The following is a 19125-nucleotide window of genomic DNA, read 5'->3' on the forward strand; positions in this document are numbered from 1 at the left end:
CAGAAAAAATGGCGCGATCGCCTGCCTTGTCTACACTCTACGATTCCGAAAAGCTAAAGCTTTTCGGAGAGTGACAGAAGAGGGGTATCATGAATTCACGGGTAAAGCTTGGGATGCTGTCGATAGCATTTACTATGATGCTCGTTGCTCCCTCTTATCTGCCAGAGTCGAGCGATCGCCATGGGAAGGGATATTAATCTCCGATCGCTTTCCCGTAGTCGCACAAGTGTTACTCAGATAACGGTCAGTCGCACGACAATATGGCATCATTGATCGGAATCCCTAGGGCCTAAACCCTAATTGGGATATTAACCTATTGAACTGTTTTAATATCATGAAATTTCCCTACTTCATCGGTAGCGTCATGGGTTTGGCGATCGCCAGTACTGTCTTCTTCGGTGTTTCGGCTCAAGCTTGCTTTCTTAGTAAGTCTCCTACTCAAGGAGCCGGAGAGAACCAGACTTCTGCTGCTCCCACCAGTGATAGGGCTGAACCGACTTCCGCTAGTCATATCACTAGCTCTACTCCCATCCATCATGTTCATGACCATACTCATATCACAGATGAGGCTAAAAATAAGCCGGTTGCTATGATTGCCGGTTTAGCGGGAATCGCAGGATTCGGTGCTGTGGGAATGATGGTTAAAGGCAAGGATTCCCTTCCCCGTTAACCGTGAAGTGACTGAAGCTCCTGAACTTGACGATGCAAACCCTTGTTAAATCAGTAACGACTGAAGTAGATGCCGATCGGGAAGTGGGCGATCGTACCCTAACCTCCATCGGTTGATCTGTGAATGGTAGGGTGGGACATTATCCACCCTACTTGATAATGCTTAATTATTCATGATTAATTATTTTGACTTCTCAGCTCATTTCCCCACGTCAAACCCTAAATCAATGGTTGGGAATTGAAACTCTACTCGGGAAAATTTTCAATCTCACCATTATTACGCTCGTCCTGATCTCTGCTGCCATTTTCGTTATCCAAACCTACGATCTTCCCCCCGATCTCTTTCAGGTTTTAGATCTAGCCAATACCTGTATTCTCCTTATCTTTATTTTAGAATATCTGTTGCGCTTCTGGTGTGCCGAACAGAAACTAGAGTACTTCTTAAGCATTTATTCGCTCATTGATCTATTGATCTTTATTCCCTTTATCTTCGGGGTATTCGACATCGAAATTGGATTCTCGAAAACCCTGATTTGGTTTCGGATCTTGCATCTACTCCGCTATCTAGGGGCTAAAACATTTCTCGGCATCATTAACTCAGAAAACAACCTGATTGTTACCCGCATCGGCTTTACCCTCTTTTCCATTATTTTCGTCTATTCTGGTTTGATTTATCAGATTGAACATGCCATCAATCCCCAATCCTTTCGCCATTTTTTCGATGCTCTTTACTTCTGCATTGTCACCATGACAACCGTCGGATTTGGGGATATTACTCCCCTTTCTGAAGCCGGACGTTGGATTACCTTAGCCATGATTTTAACGGGAATTTCCTTAATTCCTTGGCAAGTCGGAGATTTAGTCAAACATTTTGTTAAAGAGTCCCAAAAAGTGCGAGTGGAATGTCAAGACTGTGGTTTATTATTTCACGATCCAGACGCTAAGTTCTGTAAACATTGTGGCTCTAGTTTGGTTCAGGAGATGGAACTCTCGAAAACAGTGAGTCAAGAATAACCGTAAATACCTAACCCTCTTGTGTCTCTAAACCAACTTCGCGGCGAAATCGGAGCAACTCCAGGGAGCGATCGCCATAAACCCCCTCAATTTGCTGCTCACAGCACTCTATCGCAAAATCATTCAACTCCTGCGCGTCAATACCAAACATCCTTTCATAGACATCCGGTTGTACCCGACAGAATTGGGGACGGTCTGGATAAATGGTACATTCTTTGGTTAAATGATCGAAGTGGATGCACCAGCCATCAGGGGCTACCAAACTATAGTAGAGTTCTAACTCACTAGGGGACAGGTATTGATCTAGATCCGGGCGCTCATCTGGATCGAGATGGCAGCACGCACCACACTGTTTAATACAACGCCAAGTTGCCATAAAGCTACTCCGTAAGCTGAATTGGGGAATTGGGCTAAACTTTATTGAGTTTTGTTAACTTCCTTAAAGCTTGGGGTCGATCCCCATGTAAAATCAGAAGTTGCATTCTATCTAGTAATTGCATCAACTCCTAGGGTTGAGAGTGGAGGAGAAATGGATTTTATCACAAACTTGTTCACAGGAATCGATTGGATACTCATAGCACAGCTATTAATGCTAACATTAGTAGTGGTAGCTGGCCCAGCCGTTATCTTTGTTCTATTTTTGCGAGGTGGCGACCTCTAATTATCGTTCACTCCTTACGCACTAAAGCCCGATATAGTCGGGCTTTTTTTAATTAGCGCTACAACAATTTGAGTCTATAAGGGCTAATCATGGCTAAACTCACCATTCGTACTCTACACAAAACCCTCGCTCCCATTGTCCTACTTCCCCTATTTACCACAGTCTTTACCGGGGTTTCCTACCGGTTGGCAAAAGATTGGTTTGGACTCAGCCGCGATCAAGTGCATATCCTCATGGCGATCCATGAAGGGGAATATTTCGGTAAATCTTTTGAATCCGTTTATGTTTTGCTCAATGGTTTGGGTTTGCTCTGGATGTTAATTACTGGGTTAACGATCTTAATTAACCATTGGCGCAAAGAGTGGCGTATGAAAACAAAAGCCATGAGTAGGGAATAGGGAATGGGGAATGGGGAATGGGGAATGGGCAATAGAAAATTTCTTAATTCTCTCTTCCCTCGCTATATTCCCTGTTACCTAGAGCAAAGCGCTATATTACAGCACTCTGCTTGCGTTATGAAACACAAGCTTGAATCCTCTCTCTCCATGTACCACAACCCTATTCCCTATTCCCTATTCCCTATTCCCCAGCGTAAAGCGCTGTGATTAACTCATCGTTCTTGCAGCAACCAAAATCCCGCAAATGATTCTGATTCAGGATTGGACTGAATGGCGATAAAATGAATTCCTTTAGACTGCTTTTTAGCTTGTTCTAAATTTTCTCCTTCTTTTAATAATTGGGGGGTGTTCAGGTTAGCCAAAATCCAGCTTTCATTCACTCCGGTTTCCAGTAATAGCCTGGGTTTCTTGCTCCTATCTTCTCGATTTTCCATCACTTTGAGAAAGGCTAATTCTAGACCAGACATCCATCCTGCCATCGGAATGGCGCGGGGGGAAAAGAGGATAATACCAGGAATGGGAGTTGTTTCTGATAATTCAAATGGACTTAAGGGAAAAGACTCTCCAAAGGCAATTTCCCATTCGGGCATCTCGGCAAACGCTTGTGCTTCTAGGCTAACCAATGCCCATTTTTGACCTAGGATGGCATCTGGGAGCGATTGGGCGATCGCCGATTCATATTTTACAGAAGGCGAAGAGGCTGCCTTGGCATCATAACCCGCTTCTTGGGGATAGACTTCTGTTTCTCGCTGTTGTATCCACTGATACAGTGTTAACGTGCGGCGACTGGGAGCTGAAGGAATAGCCAAATCCTTACAAGCTTTGACAATCATATTATTCATTTGTCGGCGAAAGAAGCGGATCTTACTGGGCCGACTGGGGGCTTGCTCCATGGCCTCTAACAGGGCAGCCTTTAATTCTCCTGAGTTAACTTTACTACTCGAACAAAACCGAGAATACCGAAATAAGTTTTCGGGGTCAGTCGCGATCGATAATGGAGTTTCACAAATCAGAATTTCCCAAATTTTCTTATTATTTTCATCTAGAATAGGGCAGGAGTAAAAATCGAGTTCCCAAATTGTTTTCATTGAATCAACTAACCAGTAACAGTCCAAATGTAGAGCAGTTGCAAAAGTAGGAGGTGGAAAGAAAAAGCATACTCCTCCTACTAGAGAAACTCAACCTATGAGTCTAAGCATCAGGCAAAGATTTAACCGCACGTTCTCGACGAGCCGTAGCACTTTCCATGACTTCATCCATATTTTCTAATAGCTCTCCGGGATAATTCTCCAAAATGCGGGTAGACAAAGAAATCCGTCCTTTCCCTTCATCAATACTAATAATGATTGCCTTAATGGATTGACCAATAGAAAAATGACTGGAGAGGGCAGCAATATAGCTTTGGCTAATTTGCTTAATATGAATCAGTCCTGTGGTATTGCCTAAATCGACAAATAAACCAAAGGGTTTAATATTAGCAATTCGTCCTTCTACCAATTGTCCCACTTCTAACTGACTAAACGTCGCCGCTTGGGTTGCTAGCCGTTCAGAAAGCACCAACTTACGAGTATCTGGATTCACTTCCAGAAATCCTACAGTCAGGGTTTCCCCCTTGAGAGCATTGAGGTTTTCCCGTTGACTCAGATGCGATCGCGGGATAAACCCTCTCAGTCCCATCACATCAACTGTCACGCCCCCTTTATTGCTCCCGGTTACCCGAACTTGTAGCGCTTGTTGATCCTCCTGCTTCTCTAATAGGGTATCCCAAAGGCGCTGGATTGCCAGTTGGCGACGGGAGAGTGTTACTTGTCCCTCTTCATTTTGTTCGCGAGTAATGAGAAAATCTAATTCCTCATTCAGAGGTAAAACGGTAGACAAATCGGTTACATTTTCTAAAGCCGCCTCTTGTATGGGTACAAAGGCAGTAGACTTGCCACCAATTTCAATATAGGCTCCCTCTTGGGAATGGACAGCCACACGACCGCGTACCACTTGTCCTTTTTGGAAGGTATAGTCATGCTCTTGCAGAGCTTGGGCAAAGTCATCTGGGGAAAAGCCAATAGAAGAGGGAGTTTCAGAAGAGGGTTTGGATTCAGAGTTCATAACTAGGGTCTGAGAAATTAGAGCACTTTGCGCTAGGCAAAAGGCAATCGAGTATGGGTGCTAGGTTTGAGCCTTTCAAGGAAGTCTTCACCACCTTGGCAGTTGCTATTCAGAAGCCTGAAGTTGGGCGTGAAACAAATCTTTCACTTTAGCCCAGGCATCAGTAGCAGCTTCTGCATTATAACTAGCACGGCGATCGCAGAAAAAGCCATGATCGGCTCCATCGTACCGGAAAATCTGATAAGAAACCTGAGCTTCTCTTAGAGTGGCTTCAATTTGCTCGACTTCTGAAGCTGGAATACTGGCATCTTCATTGCCAAAAAAGCAGTAGAGGGTTCCCTTAATCTCTGGGGTACGAGTAATAGTGGGTGCTCCTCCCCCTGGGGTGAGAGTAGCAATTCCTGCACCATAGAAAGACGCAGTGGCCTTAATCTCATCCAGGATAGCAGTCAGATAAACGACATGGCCGCCAAAGCAAAATCCGATCGCCCCAAAGCCTCCCGATTTCAGATTGGGTCGTGTTTTTAGATAATCTAAGGTTGCCTGAATGTCACTGAGCAATTCATCCGCCTTGGTTTTAACCTTATATTCCCGGCCGATTTTAATGTCTTCTGGGGTATAACCGGCTTCAAAACCGGGAGCCAGACGCTGATAAATCGCTGGAGCAATGGCAATATAGCCCTGTTTGGCAATGCGATCGGTTACATCGCGAATATGTGCATTTACCCCAAAAATCTCCTGTACTACGACTATCCCCTGATGGGAACCCGGTGTAGTAGGTTCAGCCAGATACGCATCAATGAGTAAGTCGCCATTAGGGACTTGCACTGAAGTAGAGTGTATAGTTAGCTCTGCCATGATTACCGGAAAACCTGAGGTTGCGTCTTTCCAATTTTAAGGGAAAAACTCGTTAATCTTGAGCTGAAAAAAGCTCTCCACTGGATATCTAGTGAAGAGCTTTTGACAAAAAGTGTTTAGACAGATGAGCAAATCTTTAGAGAGATTGGCAGTTGCCCTCTATTTCTTTTTCATTCCCTTTGCCATCTTCAGGAAGTCTAAGCCACCTGTGTTGGTATTGGAAGGACGACGAGCGGGAGTGGGTGTTGAAGGTTGACTGCTCGCTTGAGGTTCAGACTTCGCAGGGGTTGAAGACATCATTTGACTCTCAGGGCGGATTTGCATTTCCATCGAAGAGGCTTCAACCACTTCACTCGCCCGCTTACCTTTGGGATAGGTATGCTTGACCCGTTGCTTTCTACGCATAAAGTCGATATCGCCAAAGGTTTTGGCTTCATCAGGAGGAAGGAAAAAGTCTTGAGACATGGGTTTGGCTGTTAGTTATCTATGGTATAGACGGTTCTTATGTTAAATTTTATCAAATTTTCTCAGATTTGGAATATTTTTTTATATTTTCCTGAATTTATATGAATTCACATATAGCTTTGTGCATATATACTTGCATCTCTATGAATGGATTAAAAGTCTAGAAGCAGCTATTATACAATTAAGGCGAAGATAACTTGAATCTATACCCTTATATAGCTTTTGAGTCTTTCCGCCTCCTGGAGTACGTTACTATGTCTGAGGTTTCCCAAGTGTTTGAATATCCCCAAAGCCGTCAAGTCGATCGAGTTGATGATTACCACGGTACCCCAGTATCCGATCCCTATCGATGGCTAGAGGACTTAGAGTCAGAAGAAACCCAAGCCTGGGTTGAAGATCAAAACAAAATTACGTTTGAGTTTTTAGAACAAATCCCTACCCGGGAATCGCTCAAAAGTCGTCTTGAAGAACTCTGGAATTATGAGAAATATGCCATTCCCTCGAAACAAGGCGATCGCCTATTCTATTTTAAAAACTCCGGACTGCAAAATCAATCCGTTCTCTACTGTCTCCAAGAGCCGGATGCCGAGCCTCAGATTTTACTCGATCCTAATACTTTATCAGACGATGGTACAACGGCCTTATCCAGAATTGCTATTTCTGAAAATGGGCAATACCTCGCCTATGGCTTATCCCAATCCGGTTCTGATTGGCAAGAGTGGAAAGTCAGGAATATTGACAGCAAAGAAGATCTCGGGGACCATTTGAAATGGATTAAATTTTCTACGGTTACTTGGTCGAAAGATACTCAAGGGTTTTATTACAACCGCTACGCCGAACCCAAAGAAGGGCAAGAATATCAAGAACAAAACTATTACGAAAAACTGTATTACCATCGGCTCGGCGATTCTCAATCGGAAGATCAACTCATCTATGAGCGTCCCGATCAAAAAGAATGGGGCTTTTCTCCGACAATCACGGAAGATGGAAAATACTTACTGATTAGTGTTTGGCGCTCGACAGAACTGAAAAATCTGGTGTTTTATCAAGATTTAAGCCAAGACAACAGTCCCATCATTGAATTAATCTCTGAATTTGAAGACAGTTATCAATTTATTGGCAATCAAGGCTCAATCTTCTGGTTTATAACCAATTGGCAAGCCCCCAAGTGGCGAGTCATTGCGATCGATATCAACCATCCAGAACAAGAGAATTGGCAAGAGATTATTCCCGAATCGAATGATGTGATCGGCGAAGTGAGTTTGCTCAATCATCAGTTTGTGGTTCAATCGATGCAAGATGCTCATTCTCAAGTTAAGATCTATAGCTTAAAGGGAGAGTATCTAAAAACTCTTGCGTTACCTGGTTTAGGTTCAGTGAGTGGGTTTAATGGTAAACCGGAAGATACAGAAACCTTCTATAGCTTTACCAGCTATACAACTCCCACGACTATTTATCGCTATGACTTGCTGACAGGAGAAAGTACCCTGTATCGGCAACCAGAAGTGAACTTTAATCCGGATAACTATGAGAGTAAGCAAGTGTTTTATCCCAGTAAAGATGGCACCCAAGTTCCTCTCTTTATTACCCATAAGAAAGGGATTACCCTTGATGGATCGAATCCAACCTTACTCTATGGCTATGGGGGCTTTAGTATTTCACTGACTCCAGGTTTTTCAGTTAGTCATTTAGTGTGGATGGAGCAGGGAGGAATTTATGCAGTTCCCAATTTACGGGGCGGTGGAGAATATGGGGAAGACTGGCATCAAGCGGGGATGAAACAAAATAAACAAAATGTGTTTGATGATTTTATTGCGGCAGCAGAATGGTTAATTGAACAAAAGTATACGTGTTCGGAGAAATTGGCGATCGCCGGTGGCAGTAATGGCGGTTTATTAGTCGGCGCGTCTCTAACGCAACGCCCCGACTTATTTGGCGCTGCCCTTCCCGCTGTCGGTGTTATGGATATGCTGCGATTCCATAAATTTACCATTGGCTGGGCTTGGTGCGATGAATATGGCTGTGCCGATCATTCAGAAGATTTTGAACACCTCTATCGCTATTCCCCCTTACACAACCTGAAACCCGGAACCGCCTATCCTGCTACTCTAGTGACAACCAGCGATCGCGACGATCGAGTTGTTCCTTCCCACAGTTTCAAATTTGCTGCAGCTCTACAAGCTGCCCACAGGGCTTCATCTCCAGTCTTGATCCGCATTGAAACCAAAGCCGGGCATGGTGCAGGAAAGCCCACCAGCAAACAAATCCAAGAAATTGCTGATAAATGGGCATTTCTCACCCAAGTTCTCGGTATTGCCTAACTAGGTTCACGTCAAATCCCTTGGGAAACACAGCACCAGTGACTGAAGCCCCCTCTAAATTCGCCTGCGATAGATTGGATAGGGTAAAATCCGTATCCATTAACACCGCTTCGCTTAAATTAGCTTCGGTGAAATTCGTCCAGTAGAGTTGGGCGCGATAGAGGGTGGCTTGGTGCAAATCTGCCGAACGAAAAGAAACCCCCATTAAATTGCTCGATCGCAAACTCGCCTCTCGTAAAATCGCCCGGCGCAGAGACGCACCCATGAGAATGGCTTGACTGAGATCGGCCTGTTCCAAATCTGCCGTTTCTAACATGGATTGCGCTAAGATACTATGGGCTAATTTAGCCTGTTTAAGAATCGCCCCATTCAGGATAGCGTGGGTTAAATTAGCATATTCCAGAACCGTATGGTGCATAGAGGCATTGATCAATTTCGCCCGACTCAAACAAGCCTTTTGTAAATTGGCATGGTTTAAGATTGCCTCATTGAGATTACAGTCACTCAAATTCGCCCCTTGTAAATTTGCGCCTTGGAGATTCGTACCGCTCAGGAAGGCTTCGTGCAAAGAAGTTTCTTCCAAGTGTGCCCCAATGAGGTTCGCTCCTGTCAGCATGGCTTGATTCATAAACGCTTGACTAAAGGTGGCTCCCCCTAGGGTGGCTCCCGTCAAATTGACTTTGATCAAATTGGCTTGCGTGAAGTTGATTTCGCAGAGGTTGGCTTGGCGCAAGTCTGCGTTCGCCAAATTGACTTGGCAAAAATTCCGTTCTCCTGCACGATAGCGCTCTAGTAGTTCTGAAGCCTTCATTGCGTGTTCCTCATCAATTGAGTTTTTGGAGAAATTGTGTTGTTGCTCTCCTGTTTTCAATCATATTCTGAGATTCCTCTGTGTACCAGGGTGGTGTGGGGTGTTGGGGATGGGAGGTTTTTATCTTATTGTTAAACTTTATAGCAATTTTTGCTCTTATGTGGTATTTGGCTATCCCCCTGCGACAACCGTATCTGATGTCAATACAGTGGGATTGATCGAGATTTTGGCGATCGCCTAAAATTCCCGCCTTCCGCCAGAATTAGATCAAATTCTTAAATGTTGGCATCAATTAGGTATACAATCATGATTAATTATTAATGATTAATTGTTCCATGCGTTTGGGTAAAATCGTTAAATCTAATTCCCATTGTGATTATGTTGTCCAACTCGATGAAAAGCACGATTTATTGAATCCACCGGAACCCGAGGATTATGGGTTTGGTTGTTTTGTGAAGCTCGAAGATCTCGGCGATCGCCATTGGGCAGTAGGTTTAGTTTATAATTCCCAGTTGTTTAATCCCCAATTTCTGAATACGGGGCCTCGATTGTCGAACGATCCCGATCCCTTCTTTACACCAGATTTGATTGTCGAAACACGGGTTTTACTGGGTACAATTTTAATTGGAGAGTTCATCCAAGGGGGCGATCGCCTCCATGGAGCGCAAGGAATCCCTAGGGTTGTAGTTCCCGTTAATACTCCAGTCTTTAAGATGAGTCCCGAAGAAATTTATCAGTTTCACTTAAACGCCCAAGGCCGCCCCCATTTAGGCTACTATGCTCATGTATTGCGCAGTGGGGGCATGTTTGCCTCGCAGTTAGTGCAACAAGTTATTGGCGAATTAATTGACCAAAATCTGTTTTCGGAAGCCGATCGAAGGGCATTAGATATTCTCCGGAAAGAGTTAGCATGGAAGAATACATTAGGCTCGATTAAGCATTAATAACATCAATAAAAGTTTTGATTTTTAATAGATTATGATGCGCTTTAAGCTGTGGCAATGGATAGTTTTAATTACCCCGATCGCCTCGATCGCAATTTTACTGCTTATTGCCGCCGGGTTGCAGATACATACTTGGGGACTGAGTTGGATCTGGACGATCTTTATCCTGGTGTTCTTGGGGTGGCGCTGGTTATTGGTGCTGTGGACTCGCCCCATGGTAGAGCAGGTGGAAGCAGCAGTTGCAGCCATCAGTGCAGATATGGAGGCAGTAACGGAAGAAACCCAGTCTGCCATTGGTAATGCGGAAGTCGGGGCACAGATTGAGACAGCATTAGAGACGATTCTCAAAGAGTCAAAAGGCGATCGCCCCATTTGGGAAGATCAGGTCACCTTTTTTCAACGTTGTCAAGCCGTGGTAGTGGCGGTGGCTGAGGCTTATGGGCAAAATACCCAATATCCTCTACTCAATATCTACATTCCCCAAGCCTATGGATTGGTTCAAGGAACCGTAGAGGATGTGGGACGTGCCATTAGCCAACTCTCTCCCGTTCTCAATCAGGTAACCGTTGGCCAAGCCTATCAAGCCTATGAAATCTATCGCAAGTTGGAACCCTCGGCGCGTAAAGTATTACAGGTTTGGGGTTGGGCGCAGTGGTTGCTCAATCCAGCCGCAGCCGCAGCAAAACAGGCGACGCGCAAGTGGGGCAATAAGGCAACTCAGGAGTTACTGGTAAACTTGGGTCAAATGTTACGGGAGTCAGCCCTGCGGAATCTCTGTCGGCAGGCGATCGCCCTCTATGGTAACGTAATCCCCCCAGACTTGAATGTTTCAGCCTCCGAATTAACCCTACCGAAAGCCAAAACCGAAACCCTACGCGCCATTATTGCTAAAGCGTCCCCAGAGGAGCAGATTGAGGAACAACCTCTGAATCTACTTTTAGTCGGACGGACCGGGGCAGGTAAAAGTAGCCTGATTAACACCTTATTTCAAGCAGAACGAGCGGAAGTGGATGTTTTACCCAGTACCGACAAAATTCAGAATTATCAATGGCAGGAAGCCAATGGCGAGGGCTTACATCTTTGGGATACCCCCGGTTACGAGCAGGTCAACCGCCCCGATTTAGCCGAGCAAGTTTTAGAGTTTGGGGCTAAAGCCGATTTAGTCTTGTTAGTGACTCCTGCCCTCGATCCAGCCTTGCAAATGGATGTGAATTTCTTGAAGCAACTCCGGGAACAGAATGAGACCTTACCCATTATTACGTTTGTCACGCAAGTTGACCGTCTGCGCCCCATCCGGGAATGGTCGCCCCCCTATGACTGGCAATTCGGAGAGCGGCCGAAGGAGTTAGCAATTCGTGAGGCAACCGAGTATCGTCAGCAACAGTTAGGGCAATGGTGCGATCGCCTCCTGCCCCTCGTCACCGCAGATGCTCAAATCGGTCGCCAGGCTTGGAATACGGACAAACTCTCCGCCCTGCTCATGGAGGCGATCGGGCCAGTAAAAGAAGAGAGACTAGCCCGATTTTTACGCGATCGCGATGCCCGTACCCTAGCCGCCGCCAAAATTATCGACCGCTACACGTTCCAAATGGCGACGACTCAAGGCTTAACTGCACTCCTGAAAAGTCCCGTCCTCCGATTTGTATCAACGATTGCCACCGGTTCGCCAACCCTCGCCTATCTCCTGGCCGAACAAATCCCCATTGAACAGTTACCGGTAGTGATTGGCAAGTTACAGATGTCCTACGATCTATTTTTACTCCTGAGTAATGACCCAGAGTTAGAAGTTAAATTTGAACTTTTGACCCTTTGGCCGCAACTGCTAGAAAACCCTGCAACCCCCGAAAAAAACGCCTGGGCCTTCGGTCATGCCCTGGTAGAATATTGGGTGCAAGGGTTGAGTATGGATGAGTTGGGCGATCGGGTCAAATTTTATCTAGAGACATAGTTTTCATCTAAGGAGCCTCCATCTTAAGTGAGAGGGTAACAGAATGTATGGTTGCAGGTGAAAAGGTTTCTCCCTACTCCATCTAAGGGCACTTTCTCTTCTAAGGGGAAATCATCCGTTATTCTAGAGATCGTGGAGAGTGAAAACCAGTATATCGACCAAGGGTAAACTAAACAGAACATGGATATTACGGAGAAACTCAACCGTCTACAGACCCTATTTACTCAAATGGATCGGGCGCTGATTGCCTATTCTGGGGGAATTGATAGTACGTTGGTGGCGAAAATTGCCTACGATCGCCTGGGCGATCGCGCCCTAGCAGTAACGGCTGAATCCCCGTCTCTGTTGCCGGAAGATCTAGAGGATGCTAAGGTGCAAGCAGCGGCGATCGGGATTACCCATAAAATTGTCCAAACCCACGAAATGGACAATCCCAACTATACGTCGAATCCGATTAATCGTTGCTATTTCTGTAAAAGTGAACTCCATGATACTCTCAAACCCCTAGCCCAAGCCTGGGGTTATCCCTATGTTATTGATGGGGTGAATGGAGATGATTTACAGGATTATCGCCCCGGAATTCAAGCGGCAAAAGAGCGAGGAGCGCGATCGCCGTTAGCCGAAGTTGGCGTAACCAAAGCTGAAGTTCGGGAAATCTCCAAATATCTGCAACTTCCCTGGTGGGATAAACCGGCTCAACCCTGTCTGAGTTCTCGCTTTCCCTACGGCGAAGAAATTACCCTCTCTAAATTACAACGGGTAGGACGAGCCGAGCGCTATTTACGGCAACTCGGCTTAACCCAAGTTCGGGTACGCTCGGAAGGGGAAAGTGCCAGAATTGAACTCCTCCCAGAACAGATTCAGTCTTTTGTTCTCTCCACCAATTTACCGGAACTGGTGAAGCAGTTTCAGGACTTTGGCTTTCTCTATGTCACCCTCGACTTAGAAGGCTATGTCAGTGGCAAACTTAATCGCGTGTTGGGGGAAGTCGCGAGGATTTAGCTCAAACGTTAAACACACAGAAAAAATCTATTTTCCGAACAACTATAGTTGCACTCTGATTCTTGATTGGAGTGTCGTTAGCTGTCATTAGAAAAACTTCTCCCGATCTTGGAAGGTAGAAAAAGACGGATAGAATAGAAACTATTAATAACCTTATGCGTAATTTAAGGCAATCATGATCGTCTCAATTCTTTCCTGGAAATTTAACTATTTCTTTAGACTAGCTCAAGAAATCGGCTATTCAAACTTTTTATACCGTTATGGATTGCGTGGCTTCCATAAGATCCTCAAACTCAATCAAAAAATGGTTTTATTCAACAATGTGGAAATGATATTACCTTTTGGAAGTCGGTTTGGTACAGAGCTTTTCCTCAAAAGAGAGAAGTTAGATTGGGGGTCAGAAGCTTTATTAACTCAGTTTTTAGATGGAGAAAAAGTATTTATTGATGTCGGTGCAAATATTGGATACTATAGCTTGCTTGCTGCTCCACTATCCCGTGAAGTTTATGCCTTTGAACCCGATCCAAGAGTCATTAAAATTCTAGAAGACAATATTTCACAATTTCAAAATTGTCACATTGTGAAAGAGGCACTTTATTCTCAAGTCGGAACCATGGAAATTTCTTTGAAAGCCATGCCTGAACTGAATTCACTGGTGAGAACCAAGATAGAAGATGAAGTTGAAAAAATGACGGTTAAAGTCAACACTTTAGAGAATTTCATGACCGAGTATCCTTCAGTAAAAGTTGCAGGGATTAAGACAGATGCTGAAGGCGCAGATTTTGAGATTTTATTAGGTGCGAAAAAACTACTGACCCGAGATCAACCCTTGGTTTTATCTGAGGCTTACCCCAATACAAAACTGCTGAATTTCATTGAATCCATTGGCTTTTCGTGTTATGCCTTTGTGAAACTAAAAGGCAAAGAGAATCATCAATCAAAGCCTCAATTGATGAGAATTCAAGAAAAACCGAAGAAGTACCGAACTAAAATGATTTTTATAGTTCCTGCTAGACTAGTGGCAGAGTTTGAAAAAATAGCACATCTCTAAATACAGCAGTTCCCCCGATCGCTATGCTTGACCAAATTGCTAAAGCCTTTAAACGTAAAGACTATCGTACAGCCCAAAACTTGCTGAAGAATTTCTTGCAAAAAGAACCCCGAAATCCCTGGGGACGACTGTATGCGGGACGATTGTATGAAGAAAAAAGGAAACTGGACTTAGCTGAATCCATTTATCGGCAATTATTACAGCAAGCGGAACATCCGAAAATTGTTTCTCAAGCTCGCTCTGGACTGGAACGACTGCAAAGCCAAAAAGAAGCTCAGGAACAGCAACAACGACAACAGGCAATCGCCAGAGTCAGCCAAGATCCAAACCAAGCCAAACCTGGCTTATTAATTATTGAACCGGTTGTTGGAGAAGCGCGTAAAGCAGCAGCGAAAGAATTTTCGCGGATCATGAACCTGGACTTTTATAGTGCCCAACGGCAACTCCCTGGACGGTTTTGGCGTTTGCATCGCACGGGGAATATAGGCGAATTGGGGATTTATGGTCAAGAATTGCGAGAGGTGGGAATTCCGGCGTTTTGGGTGAATTTAGAGAAAATTGAGCAGATCCGGGTGTTTCGGGTGCAGTCGATTTCGGAACTAGGAAAAACGGTTAGTATCATGTGCCATGATGAATCCAATCAGTTGGGAACTTTGAGTTTTGAATGGTCAGAAGTGGCACAACGGGTAGAGGGAAAGTTACCTGTTTTTGAATCAGTGGTGATGTTAGTGAGCGGAAAACAGGAGAGGGTGGAGCGCACTCAGGATTATGTTTATCTGTGTGATTTACATCTTCCCCAGAGAAATTGCTTACTACGGTTTTGCGATCGCTCCTTTGAATTTCATCATAGTGTGGGGATTATTCCCCCAGATACTCCTCGCTCTCAACTGAGTACCCGTCTTCAATGGAATAGCTTAATTCAAGTGATGATTCAACACCTCCCCCAGACTCCCCTTTGGTCAGATTTTACCCCTTTTGCGGAAACGGTCTTACAGGAAGCTAAAGTGGTGGCAGATCCGAGAGATTTGTTTGGGGAAATTCGGCCCTATATTGATATTTTCCGCAGAGCAGAAACAGAAACCAACTGGGATCGCGCTTTTGCCCTGTACAGTGGCTTAGTATTCTGCCGTGAAGCAGATTAAATATTCATGAGAATTGCAATTGCTCATCATGGGGCAATAGAAAATGTTCTAACTCTCCTTTTCTCTACTATAGTGGCTAAATGCTATCAAAACCGGCCGGATTTAATCTTAATGGATCTGGATCTGCCAGCGATCAATGGTGTAGAGAAGATTTTATCCCTTTTTTCAAAAGTTAACTTTTAATAAATAAAAACTTCCTAATCTCCCTATCCCCCCCTCAGGGGGTGACAACAGGCTTTAATCTAAGGCTACGCTTGGCTTTGAGCCGTTAAAAGATGGCGAAAAAAATCCAGCGATTTTTTGGGCAAGTCACCCTCTAACCTGATGCTATGGTTATGCGATCGCGACCTTTGAGCTACCTTGTCACCCCTTGAGTATCCCCCCACCTTGCCATTTTTCAGGCGAAAATGAAACCCCCCTGCTATGGAAGCAACACTCCCTCAAGGTCGGCATCTGTCAAAATTGTACCGGTGAGATCGGCTCCGGTTAAATCCGCATGACTTAAGAGCGCTCCGGTTAAATCCGCATAGCTGAGGTCAGCATAGCGCAGACTCGCTTCTCGTAAATCCGTTTGAAACCCTTGCAGTCTTCGTCCTAATCCTAAATTGGCACGACAGAGAATAGCTCGATCTAAGTTCGCGCGGTGGAGAATCGTTTGGCTGAGATTGGCGTAGCTTAAGTTAGCTTCTGAGAAAATAACATCTTCTAAGTTTGTGGGTTGGTCAGAAGTGGGGCGCAAATCTGCATCGAGCAGAATGGCTTGGGATAGGTTAGCTCCTTTCAACGTTGCACCACAAAGACTCGCTTTGATGAGATTAGTACGAGTTAAGTTGGCTTGGTCTAACTTGGCTCCACTCAAATCTGTATCGCGTAAAATGGCTTGCGTCAAGTTAGCTTGCGTTAAGTTCGCTCCCCAGAGTAAAGCTTCACTGAGGTTAACTCGATGGAGTTTAGTTCCAGAAAAGTTGCTTTTTCCCAGTCGAGCTTGTCGGAAATCTGTGCCGGAAAAATCAGCATCAGAGAAATCGATCTCGACTAATTCTATGTCTTTGAGGTCAAGTCCTTGAAATTGGCGATCGCCTCGATTATACCGTTCTAGTAGTTCAGATAGATTTACCACAGTTGTCCAACCTTGTTCTATTGCCACGATCGCAAACAATCTTTACTCTACCAAGGATGGCTACTTATAGTATATCGATCGCCAGAACTCTTAGTTATTCGGCCAGAAGCGCTCCCAAAACAAATTCATGGGTACATAAATTACTGGGGCCCAAAGGCTACTGAGAATGGCTGAACATAGAGCAATTTGTTGATGAGCCAGCCAAATACTGGAGAAATCGCGATCGCCAATCAACACCAACTGAAGCGCAATCACCGTCTCCGCCAACAGCGTCATCCCAAAGGTGAGCAGAGCTACTGAAATAAAATCCTCTTGGAAATACCGATCTTTTTGGAATTTTCCTGTCAAAAATCCGACTAACACCAATCCCAGCATATGAGTGGGTGAGGCATTAATTACCCCATTTTCTAAGAGGGGATAGGGAGACGTGAGGGCATCTTGGAGTAAACCTAAGCCTAAACCGGCGATCGCCCCTTGCCAAGCATTGCGCTTCAGACTCCAAACCACCACCCACACCAATGCCCAATTTACCCCAATTCCCAACAACTCCATACCCGGTAATCGGGTAAACATAATCAGGGCACACAACAGGATAGACAAGCCCGTTAGGCTAATATTAACCAAACGGCCCAAAGAAGCCAGGCGATCGAGCAATTGTTTTACCACAGTCTATTTCTACTCATTTAACTCATTCAACTCCAAATCCACAGCCGGTTTCCCCTCAGAAACCATAACCCACTCTAAATGACCAATGGGAGCCGAAAACCGAACTTGTGCCTCTGGAGCAGGACTTTTTTTCAAATCTACTGACTCAACAATCCCAACCAATAAACCCGATTGAAAGCGAGGAGAATAGGGGGAAGTAAACACCTTGTATCCCGGTTTCACTTCCGGAACCTTATCAAAAAACTCCATCACCGCCTTACTTTGGCCCCTGCCATGCAAGATTCCCATATAACTGCGGTCTTTTCCAACGCGAATGGTTGCCCCTAACCGACTGGTGGGATCGCTTAAGAGTAACACTCGACTGGTATTTTCTGTGACACTAATGACCCGGCCGACCAAGCCTCCAGTACCCGTAACAATATAATCCTTTTCAATCCCATCCAGACTCCCTCGGCCCAGAGTAATTTGTTTCCACCAATGATCCGCACTGCGGCCAATAATGGGAGCAATCACCCCTTCCCGATTTGACTGTTCCTGATAGTCAATTAACTGCTTTAATCGGCTATTTTGCTGTTCGAGTTCTTCCACTTTCGCTTCTAACTCCAGCACCCGTGCCGTTGCTAACTGTTCTTGTTGAGGGGGATTTCCTTGGAACGGCTCCACCAGACGGCCATAGAGTTCAAATACCAAAGTACCTTGAGTTTGCCGCACATAAACCGCCAAACCCAGGCCAACCACCATCAGCACTAAGTTTAACCAATGTCTTTCCCACCAGCGACGAATTTGACGTATATACATTCACTTTACATCCGCGATCGCGCACTAAAAACCCGTTCTAACTGCTTAAAGTTTTCCAAAACTCTGCCCGTACCCAAAACAACACAACTCAAAGGATCGGCTGCCACATGGGTCACAATTCCCGTTTCATGGCTCACCAAAGTATCCAAACCCTGAAGCAGTGCGCCACCCCCAGCCAACATAATCCCTCGGTCGATAATATCAGCCGCTAATTCCGGAGGAGTCCGCTCTAGTGTCCGCTTTACCGCATCAATAATCATCGATAACGGCTCTGACATACTCTCGCGAATCTCACCCGCCTTAATGCTAACGGTTCTGGGCAAACCTGACAGTAAATGCAACCCCCGAACATCCATTGCCCCTTCATCAATCTCTGGGGTGGGATAGGCTGAACCAATTTGAATTTTGATATCTTCAGCCGTCCGTTCCCCAATGGTTAAATTGTGGACTTTTTTCATATACTGAATAATCGATTCATTCAGCTCATCACCAGCGACACGCACTGACTCACTAATTACCGTACCTTGTAAACTCAAAACGGCAACCTCTGTGGTTCCGCCCCCGATATCAATAATCATATTCCCCGTCGGTTCAGCCACCGGTAAGCCAGCTCCGATCGCCGCTGCTACGGGTTCATCTATCAAATATACATCCCTCGCCCCCGCTTGGGAAGCGGCTTCCATTACCGCCCGACGCTCTACCCCAGTGACACCTGAAGGAATGCCAATCACCATCCGTGGGGGGATCAATCCCTGTTTACCTTCATGCACCCGTTCGATAAAATGCTTAAGCATCAGTTCAGCCGTGTCGAAATCGGCAATAACTCCATCCCGCAAGGGTCGAAATGTCGTTACATTTCCTGGAGTCCGACCTAGCATTTTCTTTGCATCATCCCCAACTGCTAAAGGCGCTTTCGTTTCCGTATCTATCGCCACCACAGATGGCTCTTGCAACACAATGCCCTTGCCCGATACATAGACTAATGTATTTGCAGTACCGAGATCGATACCCATATCTCTTGAAAATCGACTAAATACGCCCACCTTTTTTCTCTCCCGACTTCAATATGTCCAAATGTCTAGAATTGTAAAAATATAATAACTGACGTGGATTCTATTATGTTTTTGAGTTACCGTCCAGTCAGTTGCCCTAAA

Annotated in this window: 21 protein-coding genes and 1 pseudogene; 12 read left to right on the forward strand and 10 right to left on the reverse strand. The window is 45.1% G+C overall.

Going from position 1 to position 19125, the window contains the following annotated elements; all coding sequences use genetic code 11:
• The 3 genes and pseudogenes from AC3A14_RS18955 to AC3A14_RS18965 all read left to right on the forward strand — a co-directional run.
• Positions 1-241, forward strand: a pseudogene (locus AC3A14_RS18955) (hypothetical protein); the annotation flags it as partial.
• A 93-nt stretch (positions 242-334) separates the two neighbouring features.
• Positions 335-670, forward strand: coding sequence for a hypothetical protein (locus AC3A14_RS18960; protein ID WP_318699629.1), 336 nt, complete (start codon positions 335-337; stop codon positions 668-670).
• Positions 671-855: 185 nt separating this feature from the next.
• Complete coding sequence (locus AC3A14_RS18965; protein WP_318699628.1) at positions 856-1683, forward strand: ion transporter; 828 nt, start codon at positions 856-858, stop codon at positions 1681-1683.
• 10 nt (positions 1684-1693) lie between these two features.
• Here AC3A14_RS18965 and AC3A14_RS18970 read toward each other — a convergent pair whose 3' ends face one another.
• A complete protein-coding gene (locus AC3A14_RS18970; protein WP_318699627.1) occupies positions 1694-2059 on the reverse strand; it encodes a YkgJ family cysteine cluster protein in 366 nt (121 codons plus the stop codon).
• Positions 2060-2212: 153 nt separating this feature from the next.
• On the opposite strand from AC3A14_RS18970, the gene psb30 reads away from it, so the two are divergent.
• Both psb30 and AC3A14_RS18980 read left to right on the forward strand, forming a co-directional pair.
• Positions 2213-2344, forward strand: coding sequence for a photosystem II reaction center protein Ycf12/Psb30 (gene psb30, locus AC3A14_RS18975; protein WP_271936453.1), 132 nt, complete (start codon positions 2213-2215; stop codon positions 2342-2344).
• Positions 2345-2433: 89 nt separating this feature from the next.
• Positions 2434-2742: a hypothetical protein gene (locus AC3A14_RS18980; RefSeq protein WP_318733829.1), complete on the forward strand. Its 309-nt coding sequence runs from the start codon at positions 2434-2436 to the stop codon at positions 2740-2742.
• Between the two features lie 212 nt (positions 2743-2954).
• On the opposite strand, the gene AC3A14_RS18985 is transcribed toward AC3A14_RS18980, so the two are convergent.
• From AC3A14_RS18985 to AC3A14_RS19000, 4 genes are all read right to left on the reverse strand, one after another.
• On the reverse strand, positions 2955-3830 hold the full coding sequence (locus AC3A14_RS18985; protein ID WP_318733827.1) for a Tab2/Atab2 family RNA-binding protein: 876 nt from the start codon (positions 3828-3830) through the stop codon (positions 2955-2957).
• A 103-nt stretch (positions 3831-3933) separates the two neighbouring features.
• Entirely contained in the window at positions 3934-4845 is a 912-nt protein-coding gene (locus AC3A14_RS18990; protein ID WP_318699624.1) for a S1 RNA-binding domain-containing protein, read from the reverse strand.
• 105 nt (positions 4846-4950) lie between these two features.
• Entirely contained in the window at positions 4951-5703 is a 753-nt protein-coding gene (locus AC3A14_RS18995; RefSeq protein ID WP_318699623.1) for a dienelactone hydrolase family protein, read from the reverse strand.
• A 159-nt stretch (positions 5704-5862) separates the two neighbouring features.
• A complete protein-coding gene (locus AC3A14_RS19000; protein WP_318699622.1) occupies positions 5863-6168 on the reverse strand; it encodes a hypothetical protein in 306 nt (101 codons plus the stop codon).
• A gap of 254 nt (positions 6169-6422) precedes the next feature.
• Between AC3A14_RS19000 and AC3A14_RS19005 the strand changes: the two genes are divergently transcribed.
• Positions 6423-8489 carry a prolyl oligopeptidase family serine peptidase gene (locus tag AC3A14_RS19005; protein ID WP_318699621.1) on the forward strand — a complete coding sequence of 689 codons (2067 nt, stop codon included), beginning with the start codon at positions 6423-6425 and terminating at the stop codon, positions 8487-8489.
• Here AC3A14_RS19005 and AC3A14_RS19010 read toward each other — a convergent pair.
• On the reverse strand, positions 8464-9300 hold the full coding sequence (locus AC3A14_RS19010; protein ID WP_318733825.1) for a pentapeptide repeat-containing protein: 837 nt from the start codon (positions 9298-9300) through the stop codon (positions 8464-8466). The two genes, AC3A14_RS19005 and AC3A14_RS19010, sit on opposite strands and share 26 nt — an antisense overlap.
• 109 nt (positions 9301-9409) lie before the next feature.
• Between AC3A14_RS19010 and AC3A14_RS19015 the strand changes: the two genes are divergently transcribed.
• The 6 genes from AC3A14_RS19015 (at position 9410) to AC3A14_RS19040 (ending at position 15387) form a co-directional block, all read left to right on the forward strand.
• Positions 9410-9541, forward strand: a complete 132-nt coding sequence (locus AC3A14_RS19015) for a hypothetical protein (RefSeq protein ID WP_318733823.1) — start codon at positions 9410-9412, stop codon at positions 9539-9541.
• 94 nt (positions 9542-9635) lie between these two features.
• Positions 9636-10244 (forward strand): DUF8166 family protein, encoded by a 609-nt coding sequence (locus tag AC3A14_RS19020; protein WP_413039128.1) that lies wholly within the window; start codon positions 9636-9638, stop codon positions 10242-10244.
• A 34-nt stretch (positions 10245-10278) separates the two neighbouring features.
• A complete protein-coding gene (locus AC3A14_RS19025; RefSeq protein ID WP_318733819.1) occupies positions 10279-12192 on the forward strand; it encodes a GTPase family protein in 1914 nt (637 codons plus the stop codon).
• Between the two features lie 180 nt (positions 12193-12372).
• Complete coding sequence (gene larE / locus AC3A14_RS19030) at positions 12373-13194, forward strand: ATP-dependent sacrificial sulfur transferase LarE (protein WP_318699617.1); 822 nt, start codon at positions 12373-12375, stop codon at positions 13192-13194.
• A gap of 175 nt (positions 13195-13369) precedes the next feature.
• Positions 13370-14245, forward strand: a complete 876-nt coding sequence (locus AC3A14_RS19035; RefSeq protein ID WP_318733817.1) for an FkbM family methyltransferase — start codon at positions 13370-13372, stop codon at positions 14243-14245.
• 23 nt (positions 14246-14268) lie between these two features.
• Positions 14269-15387: a tetratricopeptide repeat protein gene (locus tag AC3A14_RS19040; RefSeq protein ID WP_318719593.1), complete on the forward strand. Its 1119-nt coding sequence runs from the start codon at positions 14269-14271 to the stop codon at positions 15385-15387.
• A gap of 421 nt (positions 15388-15808) precedes the next feature.
• Here the strand turns inward: AC3A14_RS19040 and hetL are convergent, their stop codons facing one another.
• The 4 genes from hetL to AC3A14_RS19060 form a co-directional block, all read right to left on the reverse strand.
• Entirely contained in the window at positions 15809-16534 is a 726-nt protein-coding gene (hetL, locus tag AC3A14_RS19045) for a heterocyst differentiation pentapeptide repeat protein HetL (RefSeq protein ID WP_318733815.1), read from the reverse strand.
• Positions 16535-16597: 63 nt separating this feature from the next.
• Entirely contained in the window at positions 16598-17173 is a 576-nt protein-coding gene (gene mreD / locus AC3A14_RS19050; protein WP_318699612.1) for a rod shape-determining protein MreD, read from the reverse strand.
• Between the two features lie 9 nt (positions 17174-17182).
• A complete protein-coding gene (gene mreC / locus AC3A14_RS19055) occupies positions 17183-17971 on the reverse strand; it encodes a rod shape-determining protein MreC (protein WP_271945223.1) in 789 nt (262 codons plus the stop codon).
• A gap of 5 nt (positions 17972-17976) precedes the next feature.
• Positions 17977-19014 carry a rod shape-determining protein gene (locus tag AC3A14_RS19060; RefSeq protein ID WP_271945225.1) on the reverse strand — a complete coding sequence of 346 codons (1038 nt, stop codon included), beginning with the start codon at positions 19012-19014 and terminating at the stop codon, positions 17977-17979.
• Between the last annotated feature and the right edge of the window lie 111 nt (positions 19015-19125).

The sequence above is a fragment of the Roseofilum sp. genome, assembly GCF_982964205.1.

What these genes read in the sequence shown, in the direction of transcription:
- AC3A14_RS18960 (WP_318699629.1), top strand. Translation starts at nt 335, where the DNA reads ATGAAATTTCCCTACTTCATCGGTAGCGTCATGGGTTTGGCGATCGCC.
- AC3A14_RS18970 (WP_318699627.1), bottom strand. Translation starts at nt 2,059, where the DNA reads ATGGCAACTTGGCGTTGTATTAAACAGTGTGGTGCGTGCTGCCATCTC.
- psb30 (WP_271936453.1), top strand. Translation starts at nt 2,213, where the DNA reads ATGGATTTTATCACAAACTTGTTCACAGGAATCGATTGGATACTCATA.
- AC3A14_RS18980 (WP_318733829.1), top strand. Translation starts at nt 2,434, where the DNA reads ATGGCTAAACTCACCATTCGTACTCTACACAAAACCCTCGCTCCCATT.
- AC3A14_RS18985 (WP_318733827.1), bottom strand. Translation starts at nt 3,830, where the DNA reads ATGAAAACAATTTGGGAACTCGATTTTTACTCCTGCCCTATTCTAGAT.
- AC3A14_RS18990 (WP_318699624.1), bottom strand. Translation starts at nt 4,845, where the DNA reads ATGAACTCTGAATCCAAACCCTCTTCTGAAACTCCCTCTTCTATTGGC.
- AC3A14_RS18995 (WP_318699623.1), bottom strand. Translation starts at nt 5,703, where the DNA reads ATGGCAGAGCTAACTATACACTCTACTTCAGTGCAAGTCCCTAATGGC.
- AC3A14_RS19000 (WP_318699622.1), bottom strand. Translation starts at nt 6,168, where the DNA reads ATGTCTCAAGACTTTTTCCTTCCTCCTGATGAAGCCAAAACCTTTGGC.
- AC3A14_RS19005 (WP_318699621.1), top strand. Translation starts at nt 6,423, where the DNA reads ATGTCTGAGGTTTCCCAAGTGTTTGAATATCCCCAAAGCCGTCAAGTC.
- AC3A14_RS19010 (WP_318733825.1), bottom strand. Translation starts at nt 9,300, where the DNA reads ATGAAGGCTTCAGAACTACTAGAGCGCTATCGTGCAGGAGAACGGAAT.
- AC3A14_RS19015 (WP_318733823.1), top strand. Translation starts at nt 9,410, where the DNA reads ATGGGAGGTTTTTATCTTATTGTTAAACTTTATAGCAATTTTTGCTCT.
- AC3A14_RS19020 (WP_413039128.1), top strand. Translation starts at nt 9,636, where the DNA reads ATGCGTTTGGGTAAAATCGTTAAATCTAATTCCCATTGTGATTATGTT.
- AC3A14_RS19025 (WP_318733819.1), top strand. Translation starts at nt 10,279, where the DNA reads ATGATGCGCTTTAAGCTGTGGCAATGGATAGTTTTAATTACCCCGATC.
- larE (WP_318699617.1), top strand. Translation starts at nt 12,373, where the DNA reads ATGGATATTACGGAGAAACTCAACCGTCTACAGACCCTATTTACTCAA.
- AC3A14_RS19035 (WP_318733817.1), top strand. Translation starts at nt 13,370, where the DNA reads ATGATCGTCTCAATTCTTTCCTGGAAATTTAACTATTTCTTTAGACTA.
- AC3A14_RS19040 (WP_318719593.1), top strand. Translation starts at nt 14,269, where the DNA reads ATGCTTGACCAAATTGCTAAAGCCTTTAAACGTAAAGACTATCGTACA.
- mreC (WP_271945223.1), bottom strand. Translation starts at nt 17,971, where the DNA reads ATGTATATACGTCAAATTCGTCGCTGGTGGGAAAGACATTGGTTAAAC.